The organism is Mycobacterium sp. NAZ190054 (genome assembly GCF_001545925.1).
Classification (GTDB): domain Bacteria; phylum Actinomycetota; class Actinomycetes; order Mycobacteriales; family Mycobacteriaceae; genus Mycobacterium.
This window is the reverse complement of record NZ_LMVQ01000149.1, coordinates 1-8,930: the sequence shown is the minus strand read 5'-3', so window position 1 is coordinate 8,930 and position 8,930 is coordinate 1. Positions and strand designations below refer to the sequence as shown.

Sequence of the window (8,930 nt, the reverse complement as noted above, 5' to 3'; positions counted from 1 at the left end):
TGGCATGAGAACCCCGACCGCCATCGCCTACGCGGATCTGGCCACCGCCTCAGATGTCACGCTTCGTGCGACGGATTGGTTTGGCTTCGAACAGGATTCGGTGTCGGACTTCGCCCGGGTCACCCACTGGGAGCCCGCGCCGCCCAACGGTGCCCGGGGCGAATACGTCGGCCGACGCCGGGCCCCGGAGCCCGAGCCGGCCGAGCCGCCGCGCGGTAAGCACTCCGTCTCCGGTGAAGAGCAGCAGCCTCCCGCTCCGGCAGAGGAGCCCGTCGAAGAAGACGTCGACGGAGGCGCCCACACCGGCGGGCAGTCGGTCGCCGAACTGCTGGCCCGGCTGCAGGCGACACCGTCGGGCGGTGGCGCGGCTGGAGGAGGCGGTGGTGGTGGCGTCCACTGCGGCTGCGCAGGGGCGCCCTCGTCGACCCGATGCCTGCGGCCGGCGCCCTGCTCGGCCGAGCGGCGGTGCGCCCCACCGGGTTCACCGGGCGGTGCCCATTCGCTTTCGGGCGGATGCGGCTCGACGGGCACGTCGATGATCGGGCTCTCGTCGGTCGCCGGCGCGTCCGGGTCGGGGACGACCGCGAATTCGTCGTCGGTGTCGAGCCGGCTGCTGCTGACCCGCCCGGCGGTGCGTTCGGTCTCGAGGGCGGGACGATGCGAGAGATCGGCGTCGAACAGGTACTCCAGGTTCGCCCGCAGCGCGGCCAGCTCGGCGCGCAGCGCCGCGACCTCGTCGGCCGATTGCGCCCGCAGCTCGGATGCCAGCTCGCGACGCAGCTGGGACTCGACCGCCAGCTCGTACTCCCGGCGCGCGGAGATCTCCCGGTCCAGCTGCAGGTCGTACACCAGCTTCAGGTCGCGCACCTTGGCCTGGTCGGCGTCGCTCTGCCTGCGATAGATGACGGAGACGAACGCGGCCACGACGGCCGCCCACAACGCGAGAATCACCGCCAGCTTGAGCAATTCGACCCGGTTGGTGAAAACCAGCGCTGAACTGGCACCGATCGCCAGCACCAGCAACACCGTCATCAGGAACCAACCCGGCCTGCGGCCGCTGCGCCGGAGGCGGGTGCCTCGGGTCGGATCGGTCATGGGGGCGACTGTACCGTCACAGGTCATCTCGCGTGTCGACCTCCGCGGCGATTCGCGGCCGGTCGGCGGGGATTCGGTCAGCCCGGCGTGGCGTCGGCGTTCTGCGACTGATCCTCGGGCGACTTGCAGCAATGCTGCAACCACATCGCCGCGATCACCAGCGCCAGCGCGCACAATCCCGCCACGATCGCACCGGGGGTGTCCTCGGCGGCCACGCGCAACGTGCTCCTGCGGGGCAGCAGGAACACCACCACCGCCAGCCACCAGCCGGACACGACGCTGCCCATCCACGCCGCCGCCTTCGCGATCACCACCGACCTGGCCACCGCCAGCGGGTGCAGTCGGCCCGCCCCGACACCGATCTCACCGTCCCTGATGCGGGCCCGCACATAGAACGCCCAGCCCGCGATCGCTGCCGCGACGCCGAGCAGGGACAGCCCGGTCCACACGTCGATCGGCGGGAACCAGCGGTAGATCACGTGCACCAGTACGTAACTCACGATCGCGGTCACCGCCGCGGCGACGGCCAGATCGCGCTTGCGGGTCGGTCCCATCAGTCCCGCTCCCCGATCCGCAGCGCGAAGTCGGTTCTGCGCACCCCGGTGCGTTCACCGGCGTCGACGGCGGCCAGGTGCACGGCGACGGGATCGGTGCGGCCCGCGACGGTCAGCGTCGCGTCCGGCTGCACCTCAAGCCACGGCACCAGTACGAACGCCCGCACGTGGGCGTACGGGTGGGGCAGGATCAGGTCGTCGTCCCGGAGCGTCACCTCGCCGCCGGGACCGTGGCACTGCACCAGGTCGACGTCGAGAGTCCTGGGGCCCCAGCGCTGCTCCCGGATCCGCCCGGCGGCGTCCTCCAACTGCTGGGCGCGCCGCAACCAGCCGTGCGCGTCGAGGTCCCGATCCTCGGCCAGCACAACGGCATTGAGGAACGGGCCCTGTTCGACACCGCCCCACGCCGGGGTTTCGTAGACCGGCGACACGGCCGTGACGGCGCCGCCGAGCCCGTCGAGCACCGACTGCAGGTGGGCCAGCCGGTCGCCCAGGTTGGATCCGATGGACAGCACGATGCGGGTGGTCACGGCGCAGCGCCCCGGCCGCCTCGACGCGACCGCCGCGCCACCACCGCGACGTCGTCGAACTGCAACGGGATCGGGGCCGAGGGCTTGTGCACCACCACCTCCACGGCGTGCACCCGCTCGTCGCGCATCACGTCCTCGGCGATCTCCCCGGCGACGGTCTCGATGAGTTGCCGGGCGGGCCCGGCCACGATGTCGGCGGCCCGCTGGGCCAGCACGCCGTAGTCGAGGGTGTCGGCCAGGTCGTCGCCGGCGGCCGCCGCGGCCAGGTCCATCCACACCGTCACGTCGACGACGAAGTCCTGCCCGTCGCGCCGCTCGTGGTCGAACACCCCGTGGTTGCCGCGTACCTTCAGCCCGCGCAACTCGATCCGATCAGTCATCGCCACCTGCCTGCCATGCCCTCACCACCGCCAGTGCGTCGACCGACGCACGCACGTCGTGCACCCGCACCCCCCACGCGCGGTGCCAGCCGGCCAGCGCGGAGATCACCGCGGTGGCCGTCTCACGCTCGGACGGAGGACGCAGCTCACCGTCCGGCCCGGCCAGCAGCGTGCCGAGGAAACGCTTCCGCGACGCGCCGACCAGCACCGGTAACCCCGTCGCCACGAACTCCGGCAGCGCGTTGAGCAGCGCCCAGTTGTGTTGCGCCGTCTTGGCGAAACCGAGGCCCGGATCGATGATCAGTTTCGCCGGGTCCACCCCTGCGGCCACCGCGGCGTCGACCCCGGCCAGCAGTTCGTCTCTGACCTCGGCGACCACGTCCCGGTACGGCGGCACCTCGTGCGGACGGTCGCTGCCCACCGAGCGCCAGTGCATCAGCACCCACGGCACGCCCGCGTCGGCGACCACATCGACCATGCCGGGGTCGGCCCGGCCGCCGGAGACGTCGTTGACGATCTGCGCGCCGTGTTCGAGGGCGGCCCGCGCGACCGCGGCGTGCATGGTGTCGATGCTGACTGTGATCCCTTGCTGCGCAAGCTCTCTGACGACACGCAGCACCCGCGCCGATTCCACCTCGGGGTCGATGCGGGTGGCGCCCGGACGCGTCGACTCACCGCCGACGTCGACGATCGCCGCGCCTTGGCGCACCAACTCGACGCCGCGGGCCACCGCGCGCTCCCGGTCGAGGTACCGGCCACCGTCGGAGAACGAGTCCTCGGTGACGTTGACGACCCCCATCACCTGTACGTTCGTCGGTGCGGCGGCGGGGACGCTGGCGGGGCTCACTTCCGCAGGATCAGTTCCAGGGCTTCGGCGCGAGAGGCCTTGTCGGTCTTGAACTGCCCGCGCACCGCCGAGGTGGTGGTGGTCGCGCCGGGCTTACGGATACCGCGCATCGCCATGCAGAGATGCTCGGCCTCCACGACCACGATCACCCCGCGCGGGTCCAGCCGCCGCATCAACGCGTCGGCGATCTGCACCGTCAGCCGCTCCTGCACCTGAGGGCGCTTGGCGTAGAGGTCGACCACACGGGCCAGCTTCGACAGCCCGGTGACGCGGCCGTCCTCGCCGGGGATGTACCCGACGTGGGCCACCCCGTGGAACGACACCAGGTGGTGTTCGCACGTCGAGTACATCGGGATGTCCTTGACCAGCACGAGCTCGTCGTGCTGCTCGTCGAACATCGTCTTGAGGACCTCGTCGGGGTCGACGTACAAGCCGGCGAAGATCTCCCGGTAGGCCCGTGCCACCCGGGCGGGTGTGTCGCGTAGGCCTTCCCGGTCCGGATCCTCACCGACGGCGATGAGCAGCTCGCGTACCGCCGCTTCGGCCCGGGCCTGGTCGAAACCGGGGGTGGTGATCGTCGCCGAATGGTTGGGCGACCGCGTCATCGAGATCTCCGTTCAGTGTCAGCCGTTCGAAGGCGGACCGCTCCGCCCGTTCTCCCCGCCGCTGTCCTGGCCGGGATCCTCCGTCGGGTTCGGTGCGGGAGCACCGCCGCGGGGAGCGTGTTGCCCGGGCTGCGGGTAAGGCTGATACGGGGGATACCCCGGATACGTCGGAGCGGGCGGCGGTCCGCCCTGCCACCCCGGCTGCGCCGGCGGCGGATACCAGTAGCCCTGCGGCTGCTGCTGTTGCGGCGCTCCGGGCCGGGGCGGCCAGCCGGGGGCATGCCAGCCGGCGGGGGCGCCGTAGTCGGGCTGGGTCGGGCCGTTGTTCGGGGCGCCGTTGGGGCCCTGCGAACCGTTGCCGCCGTTCTTGTGGGCGCGTTCGGCGGCGGCCTTGGACGCCTGCGCGATCGCAGTCTTGAACGCGGGCTCGGGCACCGGCTTGGGCCACGGCTCACCGCGTTCGATCGCGAGCTCCCCCGGCGTCTTGATCGGCGGCTTGTCCGACGGCACGCGGCCGCCGAAGTCGTCGAACATGGTCAGCCGCGGCCGCTTCTTCACGTCACCGAAGATCGCTTCGAGCTCGACCCGGTGCAGCGTCTCCTTCTCCAGCAGCTGCCCGGCCAGCGTGTCGAGCACGTCGCGGTACTCGGTCAGGATCTCCCACGCCTCGGTGTGCGCGGCCTCGATGAGCTTGCGGATCTCGTCGTCGATGATCTGGGCGACCTCGTGGCTGTAGTCGGCCTGGGTGCCCATGGTGCGGCCCAGGAACGGGTCGCCGTGCTCGGTGCCGTAGCGCACCGCGCCCAGCTTGGAGCTCATGCCGTACTCGGTGACCATCGCGCGGGCGATCTTGGTGGCCTGCTCGATGTCGGAGACCGCCCCGGTGGTCGGCTCCCGGAACACCAGTTCCTCAGCGGCGCGGCCACCCATCGCGAACACCAGCCGGGCGATCATCTCCGAGCGGGTCATCAGGCCCTTGTCGTCCTCGGGCACCGCGACGGCGTGACCGCCGGTGCGCCCGCGCGCCAGGATCGTGACCTTGTAGATCGGCTCGATGTCGGGCATCGCCCACGCGGCCAGGGTGTGTCCGCCCTCGTGGTAGGCGGTGATCTTCTTCTCCTGCTCGCTGATGATGCGGCCCTTGCGGCGCGGCCCGCCGACCACCCGGTCGACCGCTTCCTCCAGCGCGGGGCCGGTGATGATCGTGCCGTTCTCCCGGGCGGTGAGCAGCGCGGCCTCGTTGATCACGTTGGCCAGGTCCGCGCCGGACATGCCGACGGTGCGCTTGGCGAGGCCGTCGAGGTCGGCGTCATCGGCGATCGGCTTGCCCGCCGAGTGCACCTTCAGCACGGCGCGCCGGCCGGCGAGGTCCGGGCTCGACACCGGGATCTGGCGGTCGAAGCGGCCGGGCCGCAGCAGCGCGGGGTCGAGGATGTCGGGCCGGTTGGTCGCGGCGATCAGGATGACGCCCTGGCGGTCGCCGAAGCCGTCCATCTCGACGAGCAGCTGGTTGAGCGTCTGCTCACGTTCGTCGTGGCCGCCGCCGAGACCGGCGCCGCGCTGACGTCCGACAGCGTCGATCTCGTCGACGAAGATGATGCAGGGGCTGTTCTGCTTGGCCTGCTCGAACAGGTCGCGCACCCGGGAGGCGCCGACACCGACGAACATCTCGACGAAGTCCGAGCCGGAGATGGTGAAGAACGGGACGCCGGCCTCACCGGCGACCGCGCGGGCGAGCAGGGTCTTGCCGGTGCCGGGCGGGCCGTAGAGCAGCACACCGCGCGGGATCTTCGCGCCCAGGGCCTGGTAGCGGCTGGGGTTCTGCAGGAAGTCCTTGATCTCGTAGAGCTCCTCGACCGCCTCGTCGACGCCGGCGACGTCGGCGAAGGTGGTCTTGGGCATGTCCTTGGACAGCTGCTTGGCCCGGGACTTGCCGAAGCCGAAGCCCATCCGGCCGCCGGTCTGCATGCGGGAGAACATCACGAACAGGGCGACCAGCAGCAGCAGCGGCAACATGTAGATCAGCAGCGTGCCGAGGATGCTGCTCTGGTTGACCACGGTGTTGGTCTTGACGTTCTTGTCCTGCAGCGCCTCGAACAGCGTCACCCCGTACCCGGTCGGGTACTTCGTGATGATCTGGTTGCTGTCCTCGGTGTCGCCGTTTCCGCTCTTCAGCTCCAGCCTCAGCTGCTGTTCGCGGTCGTCGATCTGCGCGCTGTTGACGTTGTCACCGTTGATCTGCGCCATCGCGACGGACGTGTCGACGGGCTTGTAACCGCGGGTGTCGTCGCTGAAATAGAAGAAAGACCAACCCAGCAACAGCACCACGGCGATCACCGAGAGTGTGCGGATCACATTTTTCCGGTTCATTGATGTGTGCGGCCGGCAGTCGGTTCGCCGGCCAAATCCTTCCAATACGTGCAGCTGGAATAGTCAAGGCTACCGCTAGACCAACGTTCGGCAGTTCCCGGAGTTCACGAAGGGAACAATTCGGCCTGAGCCCGGAGTCTCCCCGACCGCGAACCTGAATTCTCGGTAGTCGATCCGCGCCGCGCGCGACCGTGAGCGCACCTTCGGCGAAAGGCGCCGACGCCTTAGGGTGCCAGCATGCCTATCCCAGCATCCGCCAGGACAATCCGGAACACGCTCGCCGCCGTCGCCGTCGCCGGGGCGACGGCCGCGGGGCTGAGCGCATGCGACGCGCAGAGCACGCCGGCGGCGGAGCCGGGCGCGAACAGCCGGCAGGTGACCGTGGTCGGAGCCGGCCAGGTGCAGGGCACGCCCGACACGCTGACGGTCAACGCGTCGATGGAGTTCCTCGAGGCGGACGCGACCGCGGCGATGAACCAGACCAACGAGCGGCAGCAGGCGGTGATCGACGCGCTCGCCGGTCTGGGCATCGACCGCGCGGACATCGCGACCACGGCGGCCGACCTGCAGCCGCAGTACGGCAGCGACGCCACCTCGATCGCGGCCTACCGGGCGACCAACTCGATCAACGTCACGATCCGCGATCTCGGTCGCGCGTCGGATGCGATCGGCCTGATCGTCAGCACCGGCGGCGACGCCACCCGGATCAACTCGATCAGCTATTCGATCGAGGACGATTCGCAGCTGGTGCGCGACGCCAGGGCGCGCGCCTTCGAGGACGCCCGGGACCGGGCGGGCCAGTACGCCGAGCTGTCCGGCCTGACCCTGGGCAAGGTCATCTCGATCTCCGAAGCGGCCGCCCCGACCCCGCCGGTCCCGATGCAGGCGCCGCGCGCACTGGAGGCCGCGGTGCCGCTGGAACCCGGTCAGCAGACCGTCGGCTTCTCGGTGACGGTGATCTGGGAACTGACCTGACCACCCGGGCCCACCAGCACCGGGATGCCGTTGAGCACCGCGGTGCCCGACAGCGGGTCGAGCAGCGCGCCGTCGTTGAGCTGGTTGACGTTGACGCCCGGCCGGCCGGCGGCCAGCCGCTGGCCGGTGCCGTCACGGTCGTGACCCCACCCGTGCGGCAACGACAGCACGCCGCGCCGGATGCCGTCGGTGACCTCGACCGGTACCACCAGCTCACCGCCCGGGCCCTTCACGACGGCCGTGTCGGTCACGCCCAGCTCGGCCGCGTCATCGGGGTGCATCAGCAGCGTGCAGCGGTTGGTGCCGCCGGCCAGCGCGGGCAGGTTGTGCATCCAGCTGTTGTTGGAGCGCAGGTGACGGCGGCCGATCAACACGTATCCGCTGCCGGACCGGCCCAGCGCGGCACGCAGCCGCCCGGCGTCGGCCACCAGTAGCGGCGGCGCGAGCTCGACCTTGCCGGACGGGGTGCGCAGCACCTCGGGCAGCCGGGGCTGCAGCGGCCCCAGGTCGATGCCGTGCGGGGCGTCCTTGAGCCGCTGCAGCGTCAGGCCGTCCGGCCGGGCGCCGAACGCGTCGCCGTACGCGCCCACGCGCAGCATCATGTCCAGCCGCCGCTCGTAGCCCGGCCCGTCGGGCAGCATCGCGGTCAGCTCGTCGACGTCGCGCCCGGCCACCGGAGAACCGGTGTCGGCGGTCTCCTTGGCCAGCGTCGCCGCGATCACCTGTCGGTCGACCAGGGCCGGGTCGGCGTCGGCACCGAGGCCGTACAGCACCAGTGCGATCCGGGACAGGATCTCCGCCTCGTCCGGGCGGCCGTCGAGCGGCAGCACCGGCGATGAGTAGCGCGCGTTGTTGCGCACCGCGAGGTTGTTGAGCGCGAAGTCGAAGTGCGGGCTGCGCGACGGCGGCGGGGGCGGCAGGATGACGTCGGCGTGCCGGGTGGTCTCGTTGAGGTACGGGTCGACGCTCACCATGAACTCGACCGCGGCCAGCGCGCGGTCGAGCCGGTCGCCGTCCGGCGCGGACAGCACCGGGTTCCCCGCGATGGTGATCATCGCGCTGATCCGGCCGTCGCCGGGCGTCTCGATCTCCTCGGCCAGCGCGGCCGCCGGAAGTTCCGAGAGCACCTCCGGGTAGCCCGACACGCGGCTGTGCCAGCGGCCGGTGCGGAAGCCGCGCCCGGGCACCGATGCCGCGCTGCTGCTGGCCGTCGTGCACGTGCTGTTCGCCGAGGACCTGGTGACGCTCGGCGCGGTGGCCGGGTACATCGCGGGCGTCGACGAGGTCCGTTCTCTGGCAACGGGTTTCACACCGGAGACGGTGGCCGGATACTGCGGTGTCGACGCGGACGACATCCGCACGCTGGCCCGCGAGCTGGCGGCCGCGCCTCGCTCTACGTGTGGTTGGAACGGCACCGCAATCTCCGGGTCTCTGCAGGCCACGAGGCCATCGAGGCGGGTGTTGCCGACGCCGATCTTGCTGCGGAACTGCAGATCTCGGTGGGTGGCCCGGTGCTCGTGGCGCGCCGTACCGCGCGGGATCACCGCAGCGCGCCGGTGGAGTACGCGATCCGG

Annotated in this window: 9 protein-coding genes and 1 pseudogene; 2 read left to right on the top strand and 8 right to left on the bottom strand. The window is 71.0% G+C overall.

What is annotated here, in order from left to right:
• Positions 1-27: 27 nt before the first annotated feature.
• From ASJ79_RS33890 to ftsH, 7 genes are all read right to left on the bottom strand, one after another.
• Positions 28-1,095: a DUF6779 domain-containing protein gene (locus ASJ79_RS33890; RefSeq protein WP_231750836.1), complete on the bottom strand. Its 1,068-nt coding sequence runs from the start codon at positions 1,093-1,095 to the stop codon at positions 28-30.
• Between the two features lie 77 nt (positions 1,096-1,172).
• Positions 1,173-1,649, bottom strand: coding sequence for a DUF3180 domain-containing protein (locus ASJ79_RS12395; protein WP_067955523.1), 477 nt, complete (start codon positions 1,647-1,649; stop codon positions 1,173-1,175).
• The gene (gene folK, locus ASJ79_RS12390; RefSeq protein WP_067955521.1) at positions 1,649-2,179 is read right to left on the bottom strand and encodes a 2-amino-4-hydroxy-6-hydroxymethyldihydropteridine diphosphokinase; all 531 of its coding nucleotides are present in this window, start codon (positions 2,177-2,179) and stop codon (positions 1,649-1,651) included. The genes ASJ79_RS12395 and folK overlap by 1 nt, the downstream gene beginning before the upstream one ends.
• The gene (folB, locus tag ASJ79_RS12385) at positions 2,176-2,559 is read right to left on the bottom strand and encodes a dihydroneopterin aldolase (RefSeq protein ID WP_067955520.1); all 384 of its coding nucleotides are present in this window, start codon (positions 2,557-2,559) and stop codon (positions 2,176-2,178) included. The genes folK and folB overlap by 4 nt, the downstream gene beginning before the upstream one ends.
• Positions 2,552-3,358, bottom strand: coding sequence for a dihydropteroate synthase (gene folP, locus ASJ79_RS12380; RefSeq protein WP_156448402.1), 807 nt, complete (start codon positions 3,356-3,358; stop codon positions 2,552-2,554). Before folP ends, folB begins: the two co-directional genes overlap by 8 nt.
• Positions 3,359-3,402: 44 nt before the next feature.
• Complete coding sequence (gene folE / locus ASJ79_RS12375) at positions 3,403-4,011, bottom strand: GTP cyclohydrolase I FolE (protein WP_067955515.1); 609 nt, start codon at positions 4,009-4,011, stop codon at positions 3,403-3,405.
• An 18-nt stretch (positions 4,012-4,029) separates the two neighbouring features.
• Complete coding sequence (ftsH, locus tag ASJ79_RS12370) at positions 4,030-6,381, bottom strand: ATP-dependent zinc metalloprotease FtsH (protein WP_067955513.1); 2,352 nt, start codon at positions 6,379-6,381, stop codon at positions 4,030-4,032.
• Between the two features lie 237 nt (positions 6,382-6,618).
• On the opposite strand from ftsH, the gene ASJ79_RS12365 reads away from it, so the two are divergent.
• Entirely contained in the window at positions 6,619-7,356 is a 738-nt protein-coding gene (locus ASJ79_RS12365) for an SIMPL domain-containing protein (protein WP_067955511.1), read from the top strand.
• Here ASJ79_RS12365 and ASJ79_RS12360 read toward each other — a convergent pair.
• Positions 7,308-8,540, bottom strand: a pseudogene (locus ASJ79_RS12360) (molybdopterin dinucleotide binding domain-containing protein); the annotation flags it as partial. The gene ASJ79_RS12365 and the pseudogene ASJ79_RS12360 sit on opposite strands and share 49 nt — an antisense overlap.
• Between ASJ79_RS12360 and ASJ79_RS35000 the strand changes: the two are divergent.
• Positions 8,508-8,930: UTRA domain-containing protein (locus tag ASJ79_RS35000; RefSeq protein ID WP_369803654.1), on the top strand; the 423-nt coding region annotated here is incomplete at its 3' end. The pseudogene ASJ79_RS12360 and the gene ASJ79_RS35000 overlap by 33 nt on opposite strands.

Excerpts from the sequence above, each read along its gene's own strand:
- ASJ79_RS12365 (WP_067955511.1), top strand. The coding sequence starts at position 6,619 with ATGCCTATCCCAGCATCCGCCAGGACAATCCGGAACACGCTCGCCGCC.
- ASJ79_RS12395 (WP_067955523.1), bottom strand. The coding sequence starts at position 1,649 with ATGGGACCGACCCGCAAGCGCGATCTGGCCGTCGCCGCGGCGGTGACC.
- folP (WP_156448402.1), bottom strand. The coding sequence starts at position 3,358 with ATGGGGGTCGTCAACGTCACCGAGGACTCGTTCTCCGACGGTGGCCGG.
- folB (WP_067955520.1), bottom strand. The coding sequence starts at position 2,559 with ATGACTGATCGGATCGAGTTGCGCGGGCTGAAGGTACGCGGCAACCAC.
- ftsH (WP_067955513.1), bottom strand. The coding sequence starts at position 6,381 with ATGAACCGGAAAAATGTGATCCGCACACTCTCGGTGATCGCCGTGGTG.
- ASJ79_RS33890 (WP_231750836.1), bottom strand. The coding sequence starts at position 1,095 with ATGACCGATCCGACCCGAGGCACCCGCCTCCGGCGCAGCGGCCGCAGG.
- folE (WP_067955515.1), bottom strand. The coding sequence starts at position 4,011 with ATGACGCGGTCGCCCAACCATTCGGCGACGATCACCACCCCCGGTTTC.